Origin of the sequence: Paenibacillus sp. KS-LC4, assembly GCF_036894955.1 — a bacterium.
Taxonomy (GTDB): domain Bacteria; phylum Bacillota; class Bacilli; order Paenibacillales; family Paenibacillaceae; genus Pristimantibacillus.
Genome location: NZ_CP145905.1, coordinates 145,646 through 170,517, shown reverse-complemented (window position 1 = coordinate 170,517; position 24,872 = coordinate 145,646). Strand labels below are relative to the sequence as shown.

18 protein-coding genes and 1 tRNA gene are annotated in these 24,872 nt (G+C 48.4%); 3 read left to right on the top strand and 16 right to left on the bottom strand.

Going from position 1 to position 24,872, the window contains the following annotated elements:
* Nucleotides 1-4: 4 nt before the first annotated feature.
* Nucleotides 5-4,738, bottom strand: coding sequence for a glycosyl hydrolase (locus V5J77_RS00785; RefSeq protein WP_338553904.1), 4,734 nt, complete (start codon nucleotides 4,736-4,738; stop codon nucleotides 5-7).
* Nucleotides 4,739-5,378: 640 nt separating this feature from the next.
* Between V5J77_RS00785 and V5J77_RS00780 the strand changes: the two genes are divergently transcribed.
* Together V5J77_RS00780 and V5J77_RS00775 are read left to right on the top strand one after the other, a co-directional pair.
* A complete protein-coding gene (locus V5J77_RS00780; protein WP_338556489.1) occupies nucleotides 5,379-5,939 on the top strand; it encodes a TerD family protein in 561 nt (186 codons plus the stop codon).
* Nucleotides 5,940-5,971: 32 nt separating this feature from the next.
* The gene (locus V5J77_RS00775; RefSeq protein WP_338553903.1) at nucleotides 5,972-6,802 is read left to right on the top strand and encodes an AIM24 family protein; all 831 of its coding nucleotides are present in this window, start codon (nucleotides 5,972-5,974) and stop codon (nucleotides 6,800-6,802) included.
* Between the two features lie 123 nt (nucleotides 6,803-6,925).
* On the opposite strand, the gene V5J77_RS00770 is transcribed toward V5J77_RS00775, so the two are convergent.
* The 9 genes from V5J77_RS00770 to V5J77_RS00730 form a co-directional block, all read right to left on the bottom strand.
* On the bottom strand, nucleotides 6,926-8,488 hold the full coding sequence (locus tag V5J77_RS00770; RefSeq protein WP_338553902.1) for a glycosyltransferase: 1,563 nt from the start codon (nucleotides 8,486-8,488) through the stop codon (nucleotides 6,926-6,928).
* Nucleotides 8,481-9,584 carry a glycosyltransferase family 2 protein gene (locus V5J77_RS00765; protein ID WP_338553901.1) on the bottom strand — a complete coding sequence of 368 codons (1,104 nt, stop codon included), beginning with the start codon at nucleotides 9,582-9,584 and terminating at the stop codon, nucleotides 8,481-8,483. Before V5J77_RS00765 ends, V5J77_RS00770 begins: the two co-directional genes overlap by 8 nt.
* 78 nt (nucleotides 9,585-9,662) lie before the next feature.
* Nucleotides 9,663-12,152 (bottom strand): collagen-like protein, encoded by a 2,490-nt coding sequence (locus V5J77_RS00760; protein ID WP_338553900.1) that lies wholly within the window; start codon nucleotides 12,150-12,152, stop codon nucleotides 9,663-9,665.
* Between the two features lie 380 nt (nucleotides 12,153-12,532).
* Nucleotides 12,533-12,961: a NucA/NucB deoxyribonuclease domain-containing protein gene (locus tag V5J77_RS00755; protein WP_338556488.1), complete on the bottom strand. Its 429-nt coding sequence runs from the start codon at nucleotides 12,959-12,961 to the stop codon at nucleotides 12,533-12,535.
* Nucleotides 12,962-13,212: 251 nt separating this feature from the next.
* Nucleotides 13,213-13,971: a DsbA family oxidoreductase gene (locus V5J77_RS00750; protein WP_338553899.1), complete on the bottom strand. Its 759-nt coding sequence runs from the start codon at nucleotides 13,969-13,971 to the stop codon at nucleotides 13,213-13,215.
* Between the two features lie 151 nt (nucleotides 13,972-14,122).
* Complete coding sequence (locus tag V5J77_RS00745) at nucleotides 14,123-15,166, bottom strand: hypothetical protein (RefSeq protein WP_338553898.1); 1,044 nt, start codon at nucleotides 15,164-15,166, stop codon at nucleotides 14,123-14,125.
* A 137-nt stretch (nucleotides 15,167-15,303) separates the two neighbouring features.
* Entirely contained in the window at nucleotides 15,304-15,462 is a 159-nt protein-coding gene (locus tag V5J77_RS00740) for a small acid-soluble spore protein P (protein WP_338553897.1), read from the bottom strand.
* A 14-nt stretch (nucleotides 15,463-15,476) separates the two neighbouring features.
* The gene (locus tag V5J77_RS00735) at nucleotides 15,477-15,824 is read right to left on the bottom strand and encodes a hypothetical protein (RefSeq protein ID WP_338553896.1); all 348 of its coding nucleotides are present in this window, start codon (nucleotides 15,822-15,824) and stop codon (nucleotides 15,477-15,479) included.
* Between the two features lie 259 nt (nucleotides 15,825-16,083).
* A tRNA-Ser gene (locus V5J77_RS00730) sits at nucleotides 16,084-16,172 on the bottom strand.
* A 416-nt stretch (nucleotides 16,173-16,588) separates the two neighbouring features.
* On the opposite strand from V5J77_RS00730, the gene V5J77_RS00725 reads away from it, so the two are divergent.
* The gene (locus tag V5J77_RS00725) at nucleotides 16,589-17,200 is read left to right on the top strand and encodes a hypothetical protein (RefSeq protein WP_338553895.1); all 612 of its coding nucleotides are present in this window, start codon (nucleotides 16,589-16,591) and stop codon (nucleotides 17,198-17,200) included.
* Nucleotides 17,201-18,147: 947 nt separating this feature from the next.
* Here V5J77_RS00725 and serS read toward each other — a convergent pair.
* The 6 genes from serS to V5J77_RS00695 form a co-directional block, all read right to left on the bottom strand.
* A complete protein-coding gene (gene serS, locus V5J77_RS00720) occupies nucleotides 18,148-19,431 on the bottom strand; it encodes a serine--tRNA ligase (RefSeq protein WP_338553894.1) in 1,284 nt (427 codons plus the stop codon).
* 21 nt (nucleotides 19,432-19,452) lie between these two features.
* A complete protein-coding gene (gene pdxT, locus V5J77_RS00715; RefSeq protein WP_338553893.1) occupies nucleotides 19,453-20,034 on the bottom strand; it encodes a pyridoxal 5'-phosphate synthase glutaminase subunit PdxT in 582 nt (193 codons plus the stop codon).
* 33 nt (nucleotides 20,035-20,067) lie between these two features.
* A complete protein-coding gene (pdxS, locus tag V5J77_RS00710) occupies nucleotides 20,068-20,949 on the bottom strand; it encodes a pyridoxal 5'-phosphate synthase lyase subunit PdxS (protein ID WP_338553892.1) in 882 nt (293 codons plus the stop codon).
* Nucleotides 20,950-21,102: 153 nt separating this feature from the next.
* A complete protein-coding gene (locus V5J77_RS00705; RefSeq protein WP_338553891.1) occupies nucleotides 21,103-22,392 on the bottom strand; it encodes a D-alanyl-D-alanine carboxypeptidase family protein in 1,290 nt (429 codons plus the stop codon).
* A gap of 365 nt (nucleotides 22,393-22,757) precedes the next feature.
* The gene (gene guaB / locus V5J77_RS00700; RefSeq protein WP_338553890.1) at nucleotides 22,758-24,215 is read right to left on the bottom strand and encodes an IMP dehydrogenase; all 1,458 of its coding nucleotides are present in this window, start codon (nucleotides 24,213-24,215) and stop codon (nucleotides 22,758-22,760) included.
* A gap of 240 nt (nucleotides 24,216-24,455) precedes the next feature.
* Nucleotides 24,456-24,836 (bottom strand): Rid family detoxifying hydrolase, encoded by a 381-nt coding sequence (locus V5J77_RS00695; RefSeq protein WP_338553889.1) that lies wholly within the window; start codon nucleotides 24,834-24,836, stop codon nucleotides 24,456-24,458.
* Nucleotides 24,837-24,872 lie beyond the last annotated feature (36 nt).

The following is a 24,872-nucleotide window of genomic DNA, read 5'->3' as shown; positions in this document are numbered from 1 at the left end:
GCGTTTACTGCGCCTTAACCTCATCTAAATAAATCGCAGCTGTGCCTGTCGAGCCGCTTGGAGTAAATACCTGAATACCCAGCGCCTGGACGTTATTTTTGTCCGTCACGCCTGACAAATCATAGCTGACCGTCACGAAGCCATCACTGCTGTAAGACACCGTGTCGTTCGGTGCAAACCAGCTCCAGCCGCCGCCCGTTTGCAGGAACAGCTTCGCGGAAATCGCTCCCGCGAGCGCTGCATTTCCATCCGCCACCACCTTGAATTTCGCGGAAAGCGTACCCGCTGTGCTCAGGTTCAGCACACCGACCCGTCTGAGCTGGAATTCGCCGCCGTTTAGGTCAAAAGCCGCCTTTAGCGAGCTGCCACCTGATGAAGCCGCATCTGTAGATACCGTCAAATCATGGGCGTTTGCCGTATTGTAGGCATTGCTGGCATCCGTATTAATCGCCCAGCCTTCTGCCCCGCTTTCAAAATCATACGTGAGACCACTCGTTCCCGGCTCCCCACTGCCTACCACATATACATCATCGACATAGACAGCTGCTGTACCCGTCTGACCAGCCGTCGGCTCGATTTTCACGCCGATTGCTTGCACGCTGTCGAGTCCCGTCAGGCCGGAGAGCGGAAGCGTCAGCGTACTAAACCCGCTGGAGTCAACGACAATGCCCGTTCCGCTATCATGCCACTGCCATGTGCTGCCGGTTTTAATATATAGTCGGGCATCAGCGGTTCCCTGCGACAGCTTCACCTTGACGCTAAGTGCTGTAGCTGCCGACAAATCAGCCGCCGCAACCTTCGTCAGCTCAAAGCCCGCCGGGCTTGCCAGCGAGAAGATCGACGTTAGCGAATGCTCGCCCTCGGCCTTATCATCTGCTGTGATGGCTGCATCTGTAGCCTGCGCCTCATTCGAGCTTACGGCCCAGCCAGCGGTGCCCGCTTCAAATCCATACAGCGTTCCCGCTTCCGCCGGGGAACTGCCCGAGCCTGAACCGCCATTCGGCACGCCGCCCGTTCCATCATTAATCGCTTCGATATCGTCAAAATATAGCGTGCTGCTTAGCGTAGCTCCATTGACAGCATTCACATACACCGAAAATTCCTGTACATTTTTCAAGCTGACCTTGTTGATTTTTTTACCCGCATTTCCTGTATCCCACGGAGCAACGGTAAATTCATTAAAGTGCAGGCTGACCCATTGTCCCGCTGTACCTGCCAGCGACGGATAGGCTTCATAGGAAACGCCATCCACGCGCAGCTGAATAACGAGCCTCTGATTGCTGCCGTCCGGCACCATCCAAAACTTCAGGTTATTGAATGTAGACCAGTCCACTCCACCCAGTACCTTCGTAATGCCCGCATAGCCGGAAGTGCCCAGCGTATAGTCCAGCTTCAGCGCATAGTTGCCTGAGCTTTTGTGCACGCCATCCAGCGCAACCGCCGTCGCATCGCCGCCCGCATGAATAAACTTCGCTGCAAGGGCTGCGTCGCTTCCCTGGTACGTCTCGAAGTTGTCCACTACAGCAGGGTCCTTCTCCGCTTCAGCGAATGTGCTGTAAAGGCTCAAATTATCAACGTAGATCGGGAAATCCCCCGCTAATCCGCTCCCTACAAAAGAAAGCGCAAGCCCCGTCGCCGCTGCGGATTTCTCAGCATCATTTAAGTCGATAACGGGTGAGTATTTCGCATATACGGTACCGCCTATCGTTACTTGCGGGAGCTCAGACAGCTTAATTTTGGTCGTTGTCATCCCATATTTTGTGTCCCAATCTGGCGCAAGCATCGCAATGCTGCTAATGGTCGCATTCGCATCTCCCGCGCCCAGCGGAATCCATGCATCCAGCTTGATGCGCTTCACATCCGCCAGCGCATTTCCACCGTCGAGCGCCGGAAGCGCCAGCTTGAATTCCTGCCACGTATCAGCTGCCGTCGCCTGCTGAGCATTCAGCTTCAATACGCCGTTGCCATCAAAAGCATCATGCTGAACGGTCAGCCCCATCGTTTCCGGGTAAGTGCCCGGGTCACCATTTTTGACTACGCCTTCTGTATCTTGGTCAAAGGTGTACGTTTTCATTAAAATCTCACTTGCCTGCACCGAGACCGTCGCCGTTTGCGTCAGCACAACCTGATTGCCGACATAGACCTTGACATTCAGCGCCGTCGTCTTGCCATTTAAGCCTGCTGCTGGAGACCAATCTGCCGTATAGAAAAATCCGTCGCTATCGAGTGCCATTGGATATTCCGCATTCGACCCCTGCACGGTATAGACGACCTTCGTCGGATTAATTTCAAGTGCCCTTGCGCGAATCGTCACAGCACTGCCCACAATGCTGTTATCCGTTGGCGTTGCAATATGCATGAACGGCTGCTCGGGCGCTGTCACGACCGTATGTCCGTATACGCCCTGCACCTCATTGCGGAAGGTTGTAAACGAATCGTTATAGAAGTTAATAAAATCGGGCAAAAGCTCATGGTCGCCGAGTCCGTTTGGCGCATTTTTATACGGCACATACAGATTGTTGCCGAGGCCAAAGTTCGCCCATGTCTGCATGTAGGCAATACGCGAGGCATCCTCATCGGACTTAATCGCATTCAGCAAATCCGTAAACCACGTCGTACTATTGTTCCCGGTTGTCTTCATTCCCTCCGGGCTGTAGCCGAATTCGGAGAACGTGGCGATTTTCCCCTTGCTGTCCGCCATTCTTGAGATCATGCCAAGATCGTTTACCAATCCGTTAAAAAAGCCTGGCGAGCCCGCATTTTCCTTGTTGTCATATTGATCCATGCCCAAAATATCGACATATTCGTCGCCCGGGTATGTCGTCAAATAGGTGCTTTCCGCGCCCCCGAATGAGCCGTTTGGCGAGAACACATACAGGAAGTTGCGAACGTCCTTCTTATCGCGCAGGTATTCAACCGTATAGCGGAAAATCTCCTTGTATTCGCTAGTGGTCGTCGTCTTCGCGCCCCACCAGAACCAGCCGCCGTTTTGCTCATGGAAGGGTCTGAACAGGATCGGGATGAGCTTTCCGTCATCATCCTTCACATTGTTGGCGAAATTCGCAATCGTATCCAGAAAAGCATTAAATTCCGCGTGCTTGTCGCCGCCCGGCAAAATATGAGCTACGACATTGCCTGACGTATCATTAAAGCTGCCGCCCGTCACAAAGTTTGGAAAATGGGTGCTGAGTGCCACAATACCGCCGAGATTGTGGGCGTTTTTGACCGCAGCAGTGAGATTAAGCCTGCTTTGCTCCATATTGTTTGGCACACCGGGCTTCTCTTTGCCTTCCAGGCTGAGCGTATCCCAGCCGAACACCGCCGGGAAATCGCCGACGGAATTTTTCACCTCGGATTGCGAGCCATCCGTAGAGGTCAGTGTCACACCTTCGTCCGTTGCATGCTGATGCCCAAACAAGATTTCTTGCCCGCGAATGCCATTCAAATAAGCAAATAATGATTTGGTCTCTGCCGTCGCATGCTGATCGACAAAATTAACCGTCTGCTCCGTATTCCCGCCGTTATTGCCACCGGTTCCTCCCCCGGTGCCGCTGCCTCCGCTGCTGCCACTGCCGCTAGAGGCCACGTTCGCTACGGGCGGCGTAGCGGTGCCGACTGGCGTGAGCGTACCATTTTTCAACGTATAGCTGCCTTGGGCTGCCGGTTTTCCATTAATCGTCACGGAATCGCCTTGCACAGTCAGCTTCCCAATCGTGGTGCCTGAGCCGGTTATGAGCTCCGTAGGCTGATTCAGTACGATGCTGTCTACCTCCGCGTTGTCGCCTAGCTCCAGTATGGCCTTGCTATTAGCGACAATGCTGGCGATGGTTGTTTCCCCGTCTGCCTCGACATGCACCTTGCCGTCCTTGCGGTTAATTTCCACGCCTGCCAGCGTCGAATCGCTAAAGCGAACGGTATGCTCGCCGCCGCCCGCAATAAACGTCATCCCTTTCACGCTGGCATGCTCCACGGCGGCCTCTCCATCTCCAATCCCTGCGGTAAGATAAAGGTTGCCAGCAATATGGGCATCTTTAAGTGTCACGCCAGTATGATTGATAATCGCATGGCCGGAAATTGCTTGCTCCGCCGTAAAATCACCCGCCTTGGCATATAGCTCGGCCACCAACCTGTCCACCAGGGTTATGACCTCGGCACGAGAGATGCTGGCCGCAGGCTGGAAGGCACCATTTTCGTAGCCGCTGATTATACCTTGCAGCGCGTCGATTGCATTTTTAGCGTAGCTGGAAATTTGGCTGCTATCCTTGAAGGAGCTGGCGTAAGCCGCATTCTCCGCCGCTTTCAGCTCGAAAACACGCGCCAGCAGCGTAACCGCATCCTGCCTCGTTAGAGGCTGCTCCGCCCTCGCCTCGTTGCCCGGAAACCCATCATAATATCCCGCAGCCCGTGCCTTGCCAAGCTCGCTCGCATACCATGCCGTCTCCGGCACATCGCTAAAGGCTGTAGGAGACAATACCGATAAACCGAACACCCGATTTATGACCGTAACAAATTCCGCCCGAGTGATACGGCCATCTGGCTGGAACTCCCCGTCAGCGTAACCGCTTACAATTCCTTTCGCACTCCATTTCTCTATAGCCGCTTTCGCCCAATGCTCCTGGGTATCTGTTACATACGTCTTGACTGCCGCCCCTGACTGAGCGAAAGCAGCAGAAGAGAGCATCGAAACTGCGATAGCTGGGGCCATAACGGCCGCGATCCATTTGCGTTTTTTATTCATGCGAGCCTCCTATATTTCCGTTTTTTGAAAGCGCTTCACAACATTATATAGGAAAAAAATGATAAAAATAGGAGGCTCATTTTGTTTTTATTGTTCTCTTTTGTCTTCTATTTTGTTATGTTTCTCTGTGAGAGGATGGGAAAATCATATCGCTCCCTAAATATTTTAAAAAATGCAACCAACCTTCTGCTACACCGTATCTAATCAGACATCCCTGCTGCAGCAGGACTGTAAAACCATTAACAACTACAATAGCAATCTGCTATACTACAAATAGTTTCATATCCTTACACAAAAGCGACAAATTTCACCATTCTGGCCTGTTAAGCGCTCCAAGGTGAATAACTGTCGAGGCAGATGGTTCTCTTATTTTATATTTAGGGAGGCAATACAAATGGGTATTGGATCGAATTCTAACGGTGGAAACAATTTTGGTGGACAAGGCGGCATCCAAGGCGGTATCCAGCAAGGCGGCATTCAACAGGGCGGTATCCAACAAGGCGGTATCCAGCAGGGCGGTATCCAGCAGGGCGGCATCCAAGGCGGCATTCAGCAAGGTGGCTTTCAAAATGCTGGCAACGCAAACCCTTTTGGCGCAGCGCCTGCCCCTCAAGGCGGCGGCTTCGGCGGCGGACTTGTATTGTCTAAAGGACAAAAGCTCGATTTAACGAAAAATAACCCCGGACTCGACCATTTAAAGGTTGGACTCGGTTGGGATACGAACCGCTTGCAAGGTCAAAATTACGATTTGGATGTTGAAATTTTCCTACTGAACCAAGCAGAGAAGCTGATATCGAATGGCCACATCGTTTTTTATAATAATTTGAACAGTCCCGATGGATCGGTTCGCTATAACGGCGACAATCGGACCGGTCAAGGAAGCGGCGACGATGAGTCCGCAGAAATCCAATTGTCCCGTGTGTCCCCTGACGTTTCAAAAATCGTATTCACTGTAACCATTGATGATGCTATTCGCAAAAATCAAAACTTCGGCCAAATTGGCAATGCCTATATTCGCATCGTCAACCAAGCGAACGGCGCTGAAATTTGCCGCTTTGATTTGTCCGAGGACTACTCTACCTCCATTTCCTTGCTTGCGGGAGAGGTATACCGTCACAACAATGAGTGGAAATTCAATGCGGTAGGCACAGGCCTTTCGCTTGATCTAGCTGGCATTTGTGCGCATTACGGCGCTATGTAATTCATAACACATTCAACTGGAGGTCAACTCATATGCCATTTCAATTTCAAGTGGAACGCGAGCTGTTTCTGAAAGCAGAAGGTCAAGGCAGATTTTTCGCGAAAAAAGGCTCCATGGTCGCTGATCAGGCCTACAGCGGCAAATTTAAATATTCCAAGCGCTTGCTGGGCACTAACGGCGGCAACATCGTTGGACAAGTATTAAACCATGGCATGCGCCGTATTACGGGCGAGAACCTTGAAATTATGGAGGTCGAAGGCCAAGGCTCGGTCTATCTTGCCGACCAGAACACGCATGTGACCGTCATTAATTTGGAGCAAGGCGGCCCTTGGCAGCACGTTAGTGTTGAAAGTGAGGATCTGCTGGCATTTACAGAAACGTGCCACTATGGCGTTACGGTTATTGGCTCAGGTGTCATTTCTCAGCGTGGACTTTTCACCTCTAAGCTTTCCTACAACGGTAATGGCGCCCAAGTTGCTGTAAAAACGAACGGAAATCCGCTCGTGCTGCAAGCTCCATGCCGCGTCGATCCCGATGCGATTGTGGCATGGACAGGCCCTTCTCCTAAAGTGAAGCTTGATGTGAACTGGAAAACGTTTATCGGACAAACCTCCGGTGAATCATATATGTATGAGTTTAATGAGCCAGGGCAAGTCGTTATCGTTCAGCCTTTCGAGCGTCAAAGCGGCGTGAAATTCGGCATTGACGACAATCGCTATCAGCCGCAGGAGCAAAGCAGCGCCTTCCAAAACACCTTTGGCGGCAATGGTGGGAACGGTGGCAATATGGGCGGCAATCCTGGCAATAACAATAATAATAATGAAGGCGGGCTCGGTGGCATCATTGGCCGAATTTTGCGTTAGGCTCTTTATTATACGTACATCCGATAAGAAGATTAAGAGCATTCCTGCTCATCATTGCTGATGAGCAGGAATGCTCTTTTTTCCTATTTTTATCCTCCACTCCTGATATATCTGCTGTCCCTGTTATTCCTGCCACTCCACAAGCTGTGGATTGTCATCTAAAATGGACAGGTATTGCTCCTTCCAGCCATACTTGGCATCGGGGTCAAGCATTTGGTAGCGGTGCAGCTTCTCCCGGCGATGCTCGACTTTCGCCCAGCCGTAATGCTTAAGGCGAATTTCCGACAGCTGATGAGGCAGCTCCAAAATATTAGCGGGAAAACGCCCGCAATGCTGCGGTGTATTTTTCCACTTATAATTAAATGTTGGATCATAGCGGAGCAAAAAAGGACGATAGCTTTCATGCGCCCGCCAAATCGCATCCGATCTATAGGAATGAAGGCTCCAAAAATCGTATAACCGGAAGCAAAATACGTTCGTAGTCCGGCTTCGCAGCAGGGTGTCGAGCTCCTGAGCGAAGCTTTGCTCAAACCATTCATCCGCATCGAGATTCAGAATCCACTCCGGATTTACAGTCAACGTCTCCTCCCACTGCTGCTGCCGAAGCGCAACTTCATTGCTGAAGCGCGAAAACTCGTTGCGGATCAGCTTAACCGGAATGCCTTCCAGCGCCTGCAAGCACACATCGGCTGTGTCATCCGTACTGCCATCGTCAATAATGACCGCGTCATCAATATATTGGCGATGCTGCTCCAGCGCCTGACGCAAATAGCGGCTGCTCTCATTTCTTACGACCATCGACAGCGTAAGCCGCCCTTTAGGTATAGGCTTCTGACTCGGACTCGGATTCGGATTCGGCTGAACCTCCGGTTCTTTCTGTAGAAATCGCTCCGCCCCAGCCAAATCCGCACTTCGGTAAATATGATAGGCAGGGTAGTGGGTATCCACAAATAGCTTTAGGCCAAGCGCGGCCGCCCTGATGCAGAAATGCCGATCTTCCCCCCAGAAGGTTAAATTGCTAATAGGGCCAAAATGTACACCTGCTTTAAGCGCACGTCTGCTAAGCAGCGTACATGCACCAAGCCCTCCAACCTCATAAACGCCAGGCTCGCTAATTTTCGCAAAAAAATGCTCCAAGCGCACCGCAATCTCCACATCGCTCAGCTTCTCGCCCCGCCCCTGCTCCCACTGTCCGTATTCATCATGCAGCCACACTTGCGGCTGCGGGCGCGCTTCCGGCTGCCAGCGGGTCCAAAAAATTTCCGAGACAATATCCTTGTCATCAGCTACTAGCTGTTCTAGCGTTCTCGCATCCAGCAGCAGATCGGAATCGAGCAGGAATAAGTAGTCTGCTTGGTTATGCAGTGCATGATCAATGATGCGATTTTTAAAATCGGCAACCTTCCAAATGAGCCGCTCATTCCAGCAATGCGTCATATCTGTACGCACATACTCTTCTTGGCTATCAGAGGATTCTGGCGAAATAATCGTCACGCCATCGCGAGCGGCAGCAAACTGTGATAGCAGCAGACTGCTCGTCGCATCTGTATTATCGTCTATAAAGAGATAGCTCAGCTCCAACTGGTTTGCATGGAGGCGCTTCAGTGAAGCGAGAAACAACGCCAAAATCGTAGGCTGCTGCTGAACGGGGCTGGCGATGAGCACATGCTTTTTTTTATTAAACAAGCACGACCCCTCCCTCATCCCTCTTGCTCAACCGCTTGCTCAAATATTCCCGATTCGCAATCATTCGCTCATCCTCTGGCCGATAGCTGGCCGCTTGCTCATTATGAAAATTGGCCGCCTCAAAGTCGCCCAGACGGTCATAACAGACACATAGCTGAAGCTGCGGCAGCCACGTAGAGCAGGCTACATTCGCGAAGCCCCAATCTGTTGTATCTGCGTGCTCGACCTGGAGCGCCTGCTTATACCAATAAACGGCCATCTGGAGCTTATCCTGCTGCAAAAAATAATACCCAAGACGGCAGCAAAATTCTGCCCGCGGCTTATCATAATAGAAGGAGCGCAGCACGGAATCCATCATATTGCGAGGCTCGTTCAACTCGTGATAGCAATCTGCAAGCCGTCCGCAAGCGAGAATATTATCTTCAATCCAGCCTTTTTCCGTCGCGAGAAACTTATCATAATAACGAATAGCCGAATCATAGCGACCATTATCCTTCAGCTCATTCGCATAATAAAACAAGTCGCGCGGGGTGAAAATCTCTCCTCTACGGAGCCTGTTCTCATACATTGTTAAATTGCGGTCACTGTCATGCCCAAGGCTTTTATGTGTAACGATCACATCGCAGTGGACAATGTTCCCATATACCTCCAAATACTCATGAACCGCACCTATCCACTGGAAGCCCCGCTCACGCTTTACAATGCGATTGCGCCGCAGCTTATTAACGACATTCCCGAACTCGTCAAATGACAGATGGTAGTCCATGGAGACAGAGTCCACCGTATCGTCAAGCTGATGCTTGAGCGCCTTCAGCTTGTGCACCTCGGAAACCTCCAGTACATCATCTGCATCCAGCCACATCATATAAGGCTTCGTTGCAAGCGAGAATGCGTAATTGCGGGCTGCGGCAAAGTCATCCACCCAGGTGAAAGACTCGACGCGATTCGTGAAATCAGCAGCGATTTCTCTGGTAGCATCGGTCGAGCCTGTGTCGACAATAATAATCTCATCTACGGCGGGGGCGATAGAGGCGAGACAGCGCGCCAATGTTTTTTCTTCATTTTTGACAATCATACAAAGGCTAATTGCGATCAATGAAACCACACTCCTGCGAGTCGATTCTATTGACCCATCTTATTCATTACTTGTTGACTTCGTGCCCAAATTGACGAATTAGCTTAATTGGATAATGGTCAATGCCGCGCCCGCACTGCTTCCAAGCAATGTGGCTGAACCCAGAAGTCCAAATAATTGCAGAGTAATGGTTGAGCCTGCAGTTAGCGTCACAATGATATCGTTGTTGAAAGAGGATAAGCTTACTATCGGCTCCAAGGTGGATGCCGTATTGGCTGCCCCGTTAATGAGCAAACGCGTGTTAACCAATAACGCAGCTGTTGTATTTATTTGATACGTAATAAAATACCTTCCCGCAGCAGTAACCGTGAATGTATCGTTGGCTCCATTGACCGTTATGCCTGCGCCGATATTTTGAGCGCTTGGGAGCGGCACATTCGTCCCTCCAAGCACGACAGCAATAACGCCTCCTGTTGTATTAGCCGCAAAAGCAGACACTGCTGTTGTACTAACACCCGTTGCTCCTGTTGCTCCGGTACTGCCGACTCCGGTTGCGCCTGTAGCGCCTGTAGCACCGGTGGCTCCTGTTGCTCCGGTCACGCCAGTTACTCCAGTTACTCCAGTGGCTCCCGTATTTCCTGTTGCCCCAGTATTTCCTGTCGCTCCAGTTATACCCGTTACTCCTGTTGCTCCCGTACTTCCTCTGTCTCCTTCATCTCCATCCGCTCCTGTTGCTCCCGTTGCTCCTCTTGCTCCTGTTGCTCCAGTGGCCCCTGTATTTCCGGTGGCTCCAGTCACACCAGTTGCTCCGGTGGCTCCAGTCACGCCGGTTACTCCAGTGGCTCCCGTACTTCCCGTTGCTCCGGTATTTCCTGTCGCTCCACCTATACCTGTAGCACCTGTTGCTCCCGTCTCTCCGGTTGCCCCGGTTACGCCAGCTACTCCGGTGGCTCCTGTACTTCCCGTTGCTCCAGTGTTTCCTGTCGCTCCATCTACACCTGTAGCGCCTGTTGCTCCCGTCTCTCCGGTGGCTCCGGTTACGCCAGCTACTCCGGTGGCTCCTGTACTTCCCGTTGCTCCGGTATTGCCTGTTGCTCCACCTACACCCGTAGCTCCTGTTGCTCCCGTCTGTCCGGTTGACCCGGTTACGCCAGTTGCTCCGGTGGCTCCTGTACTACCTGTCGCTCCTGTAGCTCCTGTTGCTCCTGTTGCTCCCGTCTCTCCAGTTGACCCGGTTACGCCAGTTGCTCCAGCGACTCCTGTACTACCTGTCTCTCCCGTATTTCCTGTCGCTCCACCTACACCTGTAGCTCCTGTTGCTCCCGTCTCTCCGGTGGCTCCGGTTACGCCAGCTACTCCGGTGGCTCCTGTACTTCCCGTTGCTCCGGTATTTCCTGTCGCTCCACCTACACCTGTAGCTCCTGTTGCTCCCGTCTCTCCGGTTGACCCGGTTACGCCAGTTGCTCCAGCGACTCCTGTACTACCTGTTGCTCCGGTATTGCCTGTTGCTCCACCTACACCCGTAGCTCCTGTTGCTCCCGTCTCTCCGGTTGACCCGGTTACGCCAGTTGCTCCAGCGACTCCTGTACTACCTGTTGCTCCGGTATTGCCTGTCGCTCCACCTACACCTGTAGCTCCTGTTGCTCCCGTATTTCCAGTAACACCAGTTAACCCTGTAATTCCAGCACCAGTGGCACCAGTAACCCCCGTCGCACCTGTAACTCCTGCACCGGTTGCCCCAGTTGCTCCGGTTGCCCCTGCGCCAGCAAGCAGCGTATAATCGGACGAGCTTCCCGGCACTCCACTTGGCGGTGCCGTATTCACGACATAAGTGCTGCCATTGAACGTAACGACCTGGTTAACTGGATAGGTTGGAGCAATCAGCGGGTCAAACGCTGCTATTCCTTGCAGCCCCACACCCGTTGCACCAGTGGCTCCGGCTGCGCCGTCGACTCCCGCCCCAGCAAGCAGCGTATAATCGGCTGAGCTTTCTGGATCCCCGCTTGGCGGTGCCGTATTCACGATATAAGTGCAATTATTGAATGTAACGACCTGATTGACGAAATAAGTTGGTGCGACCATTGAATTAAACGCCACTACTCCTTGCAGCCCAGCTCCAGTTGCACCCGTCGCGCCTGTAGCTCCGACAGCGCCAATTGCCCCTGCTGGACCAATGGCTCCCGCAGCCCCTTGCGGCCCCGGTGGTCCCGCGGGCCCAACTGCCCCGCCAGGCCCCATCGCCCCAGGCTGCCCTACAGCACCGGGTGCTCCTGCCGGACCAGCGGCTCCTGTAGCTCCATCTACTCCAGCTGAGCCGCTGAAGCCTCTTAAGCCCCGCGGCCCCCTCGCTCCTCTAGGACCGCGTTTGCCCCGCCTTGTATGCGTTGACCAGTGGACATGGCTATGCCGAGGTTTTCTATTTGGATGCTCATCCAGACATTTCAATGCCTCTGTCAGCAGCAAAATCGAATCCATTACTTCGTGCTCTGCACGAGCAATTTTATTTTTCCCAGCCAGCCTCCGTGCTAATTTCAATTCAAGAATGGCGAGATTTAATTTACGCAAACAACTTGCTCTTCTTTTCGCCAACCTGCTCATCTCCTATTATTTTTTAGCCTTAACGCTTCTTACTCACTGTGCGCCTGCATGCCGAAATAACATGTCGAATATGTGCACTAGCTCGTTTAACACGATTTTGTCGTATTAAACCTTTTACATGCTGGAGCTGCTTAATCCATTGGTTCAGCTCTTGCGTTTTCCGTCCCCTGTTCATTTCCATCCCTCTTTACCTAATTATTTACTTGCTCCCTATGCAAAAATATAAATAATAGACTTTTATCATCATTACATCAGTCTATGTATGAACCCAAAATGCAACACGGTATTCACCCATCCCCTAAATATAAAAAAAGCCCAATCCTCCGCAGCAACGCAGAAAATTGGACTTTAACCTACAATTAAGTGCTTTATTATTTGATGACAAAAGCAATTCTCGAGCCATCGGGATATTTCTCCAGCTGGTTGCTGACCCACGACCCTGCACCGCGATTATCCGATGGGTCAATATAAGCAATATGTGCTCCGCTCCCGCCTTCTGCACACATAGCCATTGGCCATTCATCACGATCAAAGCCTTTTTTCACCTTGACGCCCTGCAATGATTTCTTTCGATTCTGATCCGCGCCATCCCGATCAATCGTACAAATAGGGGATTTTCCCGCAGCAATCGCATCTTTAATGTGCTTGCCTGTCTCCGGATACCGATCAGTCGGAAAATATAACGTATAGTCCGTTCCTTCTGCCGTATTCCAATCTTTCGCCAGCTCATCGAGCCAGCCCATATAGGATGCACCAGCCAAAGCCAGCATAATAAGCAAGGAAATAAAGGCATTTTTCATTTTAAACTTCTTTTTACGGGACTTCCTTTTCAATGCGCGCAGCCTCCTGATGCTCTTTTTCCTTATTTTCTCATCATAAAGGCGCGAGGACAACCCTCAGCCAAATTATATTTTCGCACCGTCATGGTGAAAAGACTCTTGCCGCCTTTTGTAGCGGGCGCGGTCTAAAAAGGCTGAAGCAGCGTCACTTGCCCGCCACTCCAGCCTCCACTGAAATCCATCTATATCTATACATTTAGCGTAACATACGATTAGGCTTTGTCGGAATGGGCATCCTTAGCTGCATCCTTAGCTGCCGAAGGCGCACAAGCGCCGTCTGAACAAGCTGCACCATCCATCGCGTCAGGTAAATCATTGATAACGGTCAGTGTCGGATATGCTTCATCCCAAGCTTGCTTGATTGCATTCAGGAATACTTCATCCGGCTGCGCACCCGATATGGCGTATTTGCGATTAAGGACGAAAAATGGCACACCTCGCACTCCTAACCGCGAAGCCTCCTCCTCATCCCCGCGCACATCCTGTGTATGAGCATCGCTTTCAAGCATAGCCAGTACCTCCTGACGATCGAGTCCAACCTCAGCAGCCAAATCAGCAAGCGTGTCGCGCTCTCCCAAATGCTTCGAATCAGTAAAATAGGCACGGAACAATATTTCCGACATTTCCTCCTGCTTGCCGTATTTTGCAGCAAAATGGGTCAGGCGATGCCCATCTAGCGTATTCGTCAGCACCAGCGTATCGAAGTTAAAGGTCAAACCAACCGATGCCGCCTGCTTCGCCAAATCTCTATTCATCTCGATTGCTTTCTCGCGGGGCATGCCGTATTTGCGGGACAGCATTTCATGTACATCATGCTCGTAGCTGATCGCGGCGTTAGGGTCCAGCTCAAAGCTGCGGAACACGACCTTCACTTGCTTGCCATGCTCAAACTTTGCTAATGCCCCCTCCAGTTTCTTTTTACCAATATAACAGAACGGACATGCGAAATCTGACCATACATCTATTTGCATTACAATTCCTCCTTTAAACTCATATACGTATAGTAATATACTTTACTTTTTAAAGCAATAGGAGTATTAAGGCTACTGCCGCAGCGCTATAAAAAAAACCGCTCATTCGCTAAGAATGGCGGCTCCTTTTGTATCCTTTTAAGCTTTCAAGCTACAGGCCTAGTCCCATGCCAGACATCAGCTCATCCATCTTAACTGCGTCGGTCGGAATTTCATACAGGAATTTAGGCGCTTTATTAATGTTGTGGTATTCAGCCGTTAACGAACCGCCAATTTTCACGATACCGCCGCTTTCATCCGTAAAGTCTACGTTGATTTTAGCAGTCTGCTGCGATAAATAGCCGTCTTTAATGGCTCCTACAATGGAGAAATCATTAACTTTCAGGTTGGATTTCAGCTGTTCCAACGTCTCTTGCTTGTTTGCTTCAAATTCATCCTTCAGCTTCGTTACATCCTCATTTGAGCTTTGTAGCATTTTCATAAAATCTTCGTTTTTCGTCAACGTGTCGATTAGCTCTGGAAGCACTTGATTAACGATGGTTTCTACAGCCTGCTGATAGTTCCCTTCATTAATTTGGAAACGAACCACTTGATCAGCCTCTACCCCTTCAGGGAGCGCCGCATCTTCTTTTTTCAGCGTAGAAAAATATGTTTTCTCATCAAAATGTTTTAAAATAATGCCGCTCACTTCTTGACCAAGCTTCTGCTGGGCAGCCGTATCCATCATGGCTCCTGTTTTTGCTTGCTTTGACAGCTCCTCCAGATCAATCTCCACGAATTTATCCGTGTATTGCTCTGGCAGCATAAGCATCGGAAGTGCTGGAATTTTAACGTACAATTTTTTGTCCGTCATAATCATCGGAATTTTAACAGAAAGGCCGGCTGCCGTAACATCCATTTCCATATCTGTGCGCAGCGGCTCTTGTTGATATACCGCTTTAACATTTACTTTAGCGCCTTTGAGCAGGTTGATGACGTATTGCGCCCCAGCTCCCTCTCCCTGCAGCAACTCGTCTGGCACCGATAGCTCATCTATCCCAAAGGACATGGTGGACTCATATGAGGTAACTTCCGTCATTTTTTGAGTAGCTTTCTCCAAAGATTCCTTAGGCGACGCACTCGCGCTGCAGCCTGCGACAATAATTAAAGCAGCAGCAATAAGTAGCATAGCCACTTTATGAAGTCTGTTTTTCATTCTAGTTGATCCTCCCTATTTGTATCTCTGAATGACATCCCCCCTATTTTATATCAAAACGACCGCTCATAGAAGCAATATCCAAAAAATCCCGCTTCTCCAAGAAGAAACGGGACTTTTGTATGAATGCCTTGCGTTTAAGAACCTTCCGGATTTAGGTGAGAAGTATGATTTTTCTTCTTTGTTTTTTTAGACCCGGACAATGGCTGCTGCTGGGCAGACTCATCATTGCGGCTTCTTTTGTCCTGAGATGGACGCTCTGCCTCCGGTACAGGCATGCTGTCTGGCTTGCTCATATTATCGTCCTCCTTTAAGCATGCGTTAGCTGTCCAAGCGCTTGGGCGCATTCATGAATATGGCGCTTATAGTCATGAATCAGTTGTTGAAGGATATCTGTGCGTTCATCCACAGCACGATGATCCTTCTCCACATCGACAAGCTCGACTTTAATTTCACGGCTATCCACATAGGTTACCTTAAAATCAATCTCATACGACTGGTGACCCGCTGACTGAATCGTAATTCGCAGCGATTTTGGATCTGCCTCATCGGCTTGTACCAGACATTTATCCGGCTTGTTCATCAATTCCGGCAGTGTGCGATTCCATGCCTCCACAAGCTCTGGCTGGCTATAGGTCAGCTCATCATTTTTAGCCATCTTTATCAACACCTCCACATCTTATAAGATGCAGCGCAAGCCCGCCAATTATTCAGGCAAAATCCAACATAACGACATGCTTAATCACAACGTTATCCACAATGTTATACACAATCCATGCGAGTTATCCACATTATATACATTTTGCCCACAACGCATCCGTGGATAATGGTGATAACTGCTGTTAATACGTTATCACCAATTCCAGACAACAAAAAAACGCCCAAACCGTAAGGTTGGACGTTATCGTTTATTAAGTTGGCGGAGAGGGTGGGATTCGAACCCACGTGGAGTTGCCCCCTAACGGTTTTCAAGACCGCCCCGTTATGACCGCTTCGGTACCTCTCCGTATACAAAATCATCACAAAACTTATTATACCACAGGTTAAAAAGGAATATCAACCCCATTTTTAACCTGATATTTCAGGTTAAAACTCAGCCCTGTAGAAGAAAAAAATGAAAAGTCATTCACGCTATCGTCTAGGGCATGTCCGAGAACACTGAACACAGCAAATTTTGCCGAATTATCGTTCCATGCAAAGCGTTGTGAAGGTGTGCCAGAGTACGTCAAACAACGGGACGAAGCAGGGGCGAAAAAAGGATGCGTTACACCAGCATTAGTTCAAGTGCTATATTCGGCGAAGGCTTACCGTAGGCTGAACTGTAATCTGCTATAATCAATTTTCCTAAGTTACTTATTTACTTCTAACTGATATTGCTATATCATATTCAGGAAAGTAAAAAAATAGAAACGTTGGTTTTATATGAGAAAATACCTAAATTTAGCTCTGTCATTAGCAATTTTTCTATTATTCATAGTTCCATCTGTCGCGAGTGCCAATCAAATTACTCTACAGGCTGTGTTACCAGAGTATTACCCAGGATCTAATGTTATTATTAAAACAGGTGATGTACTTTATTCTTCAAAAACATTCGGAACATCTACACAAATAGTTGGACACATAGCAATCGTTGCTTCAGATATGAGGGTGTACCATGTAAATCCTGCAGATGATGGAGCAGGATCGGGAGGGAAGGCCGATGCTCTGTATAACTACTTTGGTAGACATGGCAAAGGAGAAACAATTAAAGTGTATCGAGCTGCGCATGGTAGTAAGGCAGCAGCATGGGCAAAGGATAACTATAATAAAGTAACAAATTATAGTATTCCAATATTCAGCTGGAATGACTTCAAGCTGGGAACAATTAATCCTAACTACTGCTCAAAATTTATTTGGCAAGCATTTTATTATGGAAATAGCAATACAGATTATATTATTGGTTATTATACACCTAGTAAAGAAGCTTATGTAACACCTGCTCAAATTATTGACAGTTCTGATTTGACATACGCTGGATCATTCATAACTCCATAAATATTCGTTTCTATGTGTAGGAAAAATTGTGGTCTTTAAATGAGAACAGATCAAACAAGAGAAATAATAAAAGAGGTTCTCGGATTTCAATCTGAAAACCTCTTTTATTATTTCTCTTAGAAAACCTTCGCTTTATTATTTAAATTATATTTTATAATTAAAAAACTTCTTCAAAATAAAATTCTTGAGTATAATAATTAAAACTTCAGGTATTAAAACGAATAGTATAAATAAAGGTATGATGAATGGCAATGATGAGGTGAAAATAGCGTATCCTTGATCTTCTCTTAAACGCTCTATCAGTAACAACCACATAGGTACTGATATGCTCCACATTAGAAGGGTAGAGTAGATTAAATATCTGATATTACTCCATAACAAGCAAAATAAAAAGGTAACAAACGCAGGAATAAACCATGACTCAAGTGTTCGATTTATACTTAGTACATAAAAAACTATAATGGGATATATAATAGTTGTTAAAATTTGAATTTTTTTACTATATAAAACTCCCAAATATTTCACTCCTATTTTATAATTTTTCCTTTTATCAATTATAACATACAATATCCCTTCATACTAGCATGGAAGCAATTCAATCCAGCATATGAAAATTTAGAATTCATGTGGTATATGGTTAAAACTAAAGGTCATGATCGAAAAGTTGTATGCAGCTATTGAATGATTACGCGGCTCCCTTGACAACAACCTGAGCGAATGAGCCTTGAAAAAATGCAAAAACCGCCAGAAGATGTCTGGCGGTTTAAAAAAGCACAGTGTTATGAAGCATTTGCAATACATCGGGCGATGCAGGCTTCCGCAAGTGCGCACTATCCTTTACCTTAGAAACGACTAAGACCGTTCTATATCGACAAATCTGCCGTTCCACGTTGAAAGTTAAGCCCGTTATAAGCGCGAGTCTTATATACTCATAATTTAAAAGAATTTTAAGCTTTTGGTCCAATTACGCTGATTCCGCCCATGTAAGGACGCAATACTTCAGGAATAACGACGGAGCCGTCAGCCTGCTGGTAATTTTCAAGAATAGCAGCTACTGTACGTCCAACTGCAAGACCTGAGCCATTAAGCGTATGAACGAACTCCGGCTTGCTCTTCACATCTCTGCGGAAGCGGATACCCGCACGGCGCGCCTGGAAGTCCTCTACGTTCGAGCAGGAGGAAATTTCCCGGTATGTGCCTGCGCTTGGCAGCCATACTTCCAGGTCATAGGTTTTTGCAGCGGTGAAGCCCATATCGCCTGTGCACAGAGCAAGCACGCGATAGGACAGGCCTAGCAGCTCAAGCACCTTCTCCGCATTCGCCGTCATCTTCTCCAGCTCATCGTAGGAATCTTCAGGCTTCGCAAGCTTGATCAGCTCGACTTTGTTGAATTGATGCTGACGAATCAAGCCACGGGTATCCCGGCCTGCTGCACCAGCCTCTGAGCGGAAGCAAGAGCTGTAAGCGACAAAGTGCTTCGGAAGCTCCTCCAGCGACAAAATCTCTTCACGGTGCAAATTCGTAACCGGAACCTCAGCTGTTGGAATGAGGAAATAATCCGAATCGGATATTTTGAACAAATCCTCTTCGAACTTCGGAAGCTGACCCGTACCAATCAAGCTGTCGCGGTTGACCAAATAAGGTGGCAGCACTTCCTCATAGCCATGCTTATCACTATGTAGATCCATCATAAAATTAATCAGCGCACGCTCGAGACGCGCACCTAAACCCCGATAAAATGTAAAACGAGAGCCCGTCACCTTAGCCGCACGCTCAAAATCAAGAATGCCCAGCTCTTGTGCAAGATCCCAATGCGCTCTCGGCTCGAAATCAAATGACGGCTGCTCGCCAATCCGACGAAGCTCAACATTTTCATCCTCAGAAAGACCAACCGGTACGCTTTCATGCGGCAAATTCGGAATGGCAAGCATAAGCTCGTCGATTTGCACCTCTAACGCACGAACTTCATCATCCAGTTCCTTGATCCGATCGCCTACCTCACGCATTTCGATAATAAGCGCATCGGCATCGCCACCGGTTCTTTTCAGCTTCGCCACTTCCTGTGATACGGTGTTGCGGCGATTTTTCAGCTGATCCGTTTCCTGCAGCAGGTCACGGCGTTTTGTATCCAAAACAGGAAAATCAGCGATTAATTCGAGCGATTTACCACGTTTTGTTAACCCTTGCTCTACTTTTGCGTATTCATTACGCAGCCATTTTATATCTATCACGCTTGGATGGACTCCTCTCTGCTACCGGCTCACTGCCACTTGTTTAATCATATCGACAAAATAGGCATGCAAACGGTAATCATCGGTTAACTCAGGATGAAAGGATGCTGCCAGCAGGTGTCCCTGCCGAGCCGCCACAATTTCGCCTTTGTATTCCGAAAGCACATCAACCTGCGGCCCAACCTCCTTGATTAGAGGAGCACGAATAAATACCGCACGCACCTGCTCATCAATGCCTTTAATATCGAGATCGGTTTCGAAGCTTTCCTGCTGTCTTCCAAAAGCATTGCGCACCACCGTCATATCCATGAGCTTCAGATGTGCATCCTCTTGTCCATCAATACGGTCAGCAAGCAAAATCATTCCCGCACAGGTGCCGAAAATCGGCTTGGATTGCTCAGAAAAAGCTTGAATCGCTTCCAAAAATCCGTATCTGCGAATCAGCTTGCCTATCGTCGTGCTTTCGCCGCCTGGAATAACAAGACCTTGCAGCTCATCAAGCTGCGAGGTCTGTTTAACGGCGACCGCTTCCGCGCCCGCCGCCTCCAAACTGCGTATATGCTCTGCAACTGCGCCTTGAAGCGCAAGTACACCAATTTTCATCGCCTACACGCCTTTCTTATCCAAGCTTGTTGCTTAAATTCCGCGATCCTGCATACGCTGCGAAGCGTCCAGCTTGGAAATTTCGATGCCCTTCATTGGCGTTCCCAGGTTTTTGGATACTTCTGCGATCAATTTGTAATCTTGGTAGTGCGTTGTAGCTTCTACAATCGCACGAGCAAATTTCTCAGGGCTGTCGGATTTGAAAATACCCGATCCTACAAACACCCCGTCAGCGCCCAGGTGCATCATCAGTGCCGCGTCAGAAGGTGTTGCTACGCCGCCTGCTGCAAAGTTAACGACTGGAAGCTTGCCGCTCTCGTGCACGCCCAGAAGCAGGTCATAAGCAACGCCAAGAACCTTCGCTTCATTATAAAGCTCGTCCTTCGACAAGCCTTGAATTTTACGGATTTGGCCATTGATCAAACGAAGGTGGCGAACAGCCTCAACAATGTTTCCTGTTCCTGGTTCACCTTTTGTACGAAGCATTGCTGCTCCCTCTTGAATACGGCGAAGCGCTTCGCCCAGGTCTTTAGCGCCACATACGAAAGGAATTGTAAATTCGTTTTTGCTGATGTGGAACACTTCGTCTGCTGGAGTCAAAACTTCGCTCTCATCAATATAGTCAACGCCCATCGACTCAAGCACCTTAGCCTCTACATAATGGCCGATACGCGCCTTCGCCATAACGGGAATCGAAACGACCTTCATAACCTCTTCTACGATAGTTGGGTCAGCCATACGGGCTACGCCGCCTGCTGCACGGATATCGGAAGGAACGCGCTCCAGCGCCATAACTGCTGTTGCACCCGCCGCTTCTGCTACCTTTGCTTGCTCGGCGTTCATAACGTCCATGATGACGCCGCCTTTTTGCATTTCAGCCATACCACGTTTTACACGCGAAGTTCCTGTTTCCATTTTCAAAAAATCCTCCTCAAGGTTTTACGCTGCGACCTTCATTCTGAAAGGTAAACGCTTAGCTCCCAATATAATATCGATACTTGCTCTAGGCACTAATTTTACAGGAACGCTCCTTAATCGACAACCATTGTTTTCCCTGTATTTATGTCATTAAAACAGATTCACAATATCATTGAACAGTCCCACGAAAAAACTGCCGATGGCGCGGAACATCAGACGCAGCCAGCCGCCTTTTTCCACATCCTCCGAGGCAATCAAATTAACCGTTCTGTCCACTTTGTTTCCTTCCGCATCCGTGTACTCGTAGGTGACTGTTCCAAGCTTCTGACCAGCCGTAATGGGAGCAACCAAATCTTCCTCTTTCAAAATGTTGCTTTCCTTCAGCTCAATCTTAGGCTCAGCGCCCTTTTTCACCGTAAAAGTGATGTCGGACTCGGTAACAGCTGGGACGGTTTTTTCGACACCTTTCTTAATTTTAACCGATTCCAGCGTTTCTACTACAGATTTTGCAGCAAGCACAGATTTCTTCTCAAAATTGTTGAAGGCATAGTCGTACATCTTCGCTGTTTCAAAGAAACGAGCCTCTTTGGACTTTGTATTCATGACGACGCTGATATAACGCGTATCGCCTCGTTTAACGGTACCCGTAAAGGTATAGCCTGCTGCCGAAATATAGCCGGTTTTCATACCGTCTACGCCCTGATAAGCATAAGCACGAAGATATGTGTTGCTTTTGTTCGTTTCAAGCATCCAGTTATAGTTCTTCATGGTCGCTGTATCGCGCTCACGGAACTTGTACTCCTGAATTTTCGAATAGTCCAGAAAGTCCGGATGTTTTTTCAATATCGTCTGTGCCAGCTTCGCCATATCGCGAGCCGAAATCACCGTTGTATCAAGCAGCCCCGTCGCACTTGTAAAATGAGCCGTCGTCAGTCCCAGCTCTTTCGCTGTTTCATTCATCTTGGCAACAAAGCCCTGCTCACTTCCGCTAATTTGCGAAGCAAGAGCAATCGTTGCATCATTCGCCGAGCCTACTGCCATAGCAATATATAAGTCCTTAACCGAGTGCTGGTCGCCTTTCGCTAAATAAATTTGCGAGCCATCCGCAGGAGTATTCGCTGCTTCTTCACTAACGGTAACGACCTGGTCCCAGGTTAATCTTTTATTCGTAATTTCCTCAAGTACGATATACTCCGTCATGAGCTTCGTCATGCTGGCAGGGGGACGCGGTGTATCCGCATTGACTTCATAGATGACTTGTCCCGAATCTGCATCTATTAAAATGGCTGAAGATAATTCCATGCCTAAAGAGTTCTCGACCCAATCTTCCTTACCCGCAGCCGCTGCTACTCCAGACCCTAATGACAGAACAACCAACCACATCGCCATAAAAGCGGCGAGAACCGATGTCCATTTAATCGGCTTTACCTTTGCCTTCAACGTCTTCTCCCCTTTTCATCCAAAAGTTTGTCGTTGTTAATTGTATCACAAGCAAGCAGGGGAATTAAACCTCTACTGCACTAAGCCCCTTTCACCACCCGAGCCCTTGCAGGAAGCCCTTTTGAGCCGCTTAGCCCCCTTAAAGCTACAATAAAACAATAATTACCATGTGTAATAGTGGCAATACTAACGCCCGTTATTCAAACGCTAATGACTATCGCCTTCTTCTAGGGGCAAAGCTTCCGTTGCGAAGGCAAAGGATACGAATGAAACCTACACATGCCTATTTTTGAAAAAAAGACAGACCCCGAAAAAAGCGATTTTCCGCTTTCTTGTGGTCTGTCTCTGTCCCGTTAGTCGGGTTATTAAAGCGAGTAGTTTGGAGCTTCCTTCGTAATTTGCACATCATGTGGATGGCTTTCACGAAGTCCTGCGCCTGAAATACGGATAAACTGTGTATCGTTTTTCAGCTGCTCCAGGTTTGATGTCCCACAATAGCCCATACCGGAACGCAAGCCGCCAAGCAGTTGATGAACGGTATCGGACAAAGGACCTTTGAATGGCACGCGGCCTTCGATGCCTTCTGGAACCAGCTTGTTCTCATTCTCTTGGAAGTAACGGTCCTTGCTGCCTTCTTTCATTGCGCCGAGGGAACCCATACCGCGATAAACTTTAAAGCTTCTGCCTTGGAAAATTTCTGTTTCGCCAGGGCTTTCAGTTGTGCCTGCAAACAAGCTGCCAATCATAATCGCGCTTGCGCCTGCTGCAATGGCTTTCGTAATATCACCGGAATATTTGATGCCGCCATCAGCGATAACCGGAACATTGTATTCACGAGCAACGGAAGCACAATCATAAATCGCTGTGATCTGTGGTACGCCGATACCAGCGATTACACGAGTTGTACAGATCGAGCCTGGACCAATGCCGACTTTAACGATAGATGCACCTGCCTCAATCAAATCACGTGTTGCTTCACCTGTAGCCACATTACCTGCAATAATCGTCAATTCCGGATATTGCTTGCGGATTTTGCGAACTGCCTCAATGATATTGATATGATGGCCGTGAGCCGAATCTACAACGAGAATATCGACGCCTGCTTGTACAAGTGCTTCCGTACGATCCATTGTATCTTTAGAAATACCGACAGCTGCTCCGCAAAGCAAGCGACCGTGGTTATCTTTTGCCGCATTAGGGAATTGAATCGCCTTCTCAATGTCCTTGATTGTAATCAAGCCTTTGAGTGTATTCGAATCGTCTACCAATGGCAATTTCTCAATTTTGTGCTTTTGCAGCAACACTTCAGCCTCAGCAAGCGTCGTGCCAACTGGAGCAGTTACTACATTGTTACGTGTCATGACTTCATGAATTTTTATAGAATAATCATGTATAAAACGCAGGTCACGATTCGTCAAAATACCAACAAGCTTCTTGTCGGCATCTACAATCGGTACGCCTGAAATGCGATATTTACCCATTAACTCTTCTGCATCATACACATGGTGATCTGCTGTAAGCGAGAATGGATTCGTAATAACGCCGCTTTCCGAACGCTTCACACGATCTACTTCTTCCGCTTGTTGTGCAATGGACATATTCTTGTGAATAATGCCGATTCCGCCCTCACGCGCTATTGCTATAGCAAGAGCTGCTTCCGTAACCGTGTCCATCCCTGCGCTGATCAATGGAATATTCAGCTTGATGTTAGCAGAAAGTTTTGTCGAAATATCCGATTCTCTTGGCAGTACTTCTGATTTCCTTGGAACGAGCAGCACATCATCAAATGTTAGGCCTTCCTTGGCAAATTTTGATTCCCACACGAATATGTTCCTCCCTTAAATTGAGCCGTCTTCACGTATATTATTGCAATATTAGCAGAGGGGTCATGGGCTGTCAAGGCTGACGCAGAGCTAGCATTTCGTGTTTTGCAATAAGCCTTTTGTCTGAATTTTCTCACTAAATAGAAGCATTACGCTTACATTCAGTGACTTCTTATTTTGAAGGAACTAATTAGTTATAATGATAATGGTTACAAGGTTGCTCCCTTTGAATTTTAAATATTAGCGTTTGCAGGCAATCATTTCAATTTCCACTTTAGCGCCCAGTGGCAGCGCTGCAACGCCAATCGTCGTTCTCGCTGGATATGGCTTTGTAAACTGCTGTTCATAAACGGCATTCATCGCTTTAAAATCGTTCATATCCGTTAAAAATACGTTTACCTTGACGATTTGCTCCTCGCTCAACGCAGTCTCAGCCAGCACCTGAAACAAATTCACAAAGCACTGCTTCGTCTGCTCCATAATGTCAGAGCCAATCAAAACACCGGTAGCTGAATCAATTGGCGTTTGCCCAGAAAAATAAATCATCTCTCCTGCTTCTACGGCATGTGAATACGGCCCTACTGCAACTGCTCCTTCTGAGCTATACGCTTTTCTCCTCATGTCACACACCTTCCTATATAATAGTAAAGCTTTTCG

Coding starts and splice junctions, on each gene's coding strand:
- V5J77_RS00785 (WP_338553904.1), bottom strand. CDS start 4,738: ATGAATAAAAAACGCAAATGGATCGCGGCCGTTATGGCCCCAGCTATC.
- V5J77_RS00775 (WP_338553903.1), top strand. CDS start 5,972: ATGCCATTTCAATTTCAAGTGGAACGCGAGCTGTTTCTGAAAGCAGAA.
- V5J77_RS00755 (WP_338556488.1), bottom strand. CDS start 12,961: ATGAAAAATGCCTTTATTTCCTTGCTTATTATGCTGGCTTTGGCTGGT.
- V5J77_RS00750 (WP_338553899.1), bottom strand. CDS start 13,971: ATGCAAATAGATGTATGGTCAGATTTCGCATGTCCGTTCTGTTATATT.
- V5J77_RS00745 (WP_338553898.1), bottom strand. CDS start 15,166: ATGAAAAACAGACTTCATAAAGTGGCTATGCTACTTATTGCTGCTGCT.
- V5J77_RS00740 (WP_338553897.1), bottom strand. CDS start 15,462: ATGAGCAAGCCAGACAGCATGCCTGTACCGGAGGCAGAGCGTCCATCT.
- V5J77_RS00735 (WP_338553896.1), bottom strand. CDS start 15,824: ATGGCTAAAAATGATGAGCTGACCTATAGCCAGCCAGAGCTTGTGGAG.
- V5J77_RS00725 (WP_338553895.1), top strand. CDS start 16,589: ATGAGAAAATACCTAAATTTAGCTCTGTCATTAGCAATTTTTCTATTA.
- pdxT (WP_338553893.1), bottom strand. CDS start 20,034: ATGAAAATTGGTGTACTTGCGCTTCAAGGCGCAGTTGCAGAGCATATA.
- pdxS (WP_338553892.1), bottom strand. CDS start 20,949: ATGGAAACAGGAACTTCGCGTGTAAAACGTGGTATGGCTGAAATGCAA.
- V5J77_RS00695 (WP_338553889.1), bottom strand. CDS start 24,836: ATGAGGAGAAAAGCGTATAGCTCAGAAGGAGCAGTTGCAGTAGGGCCG.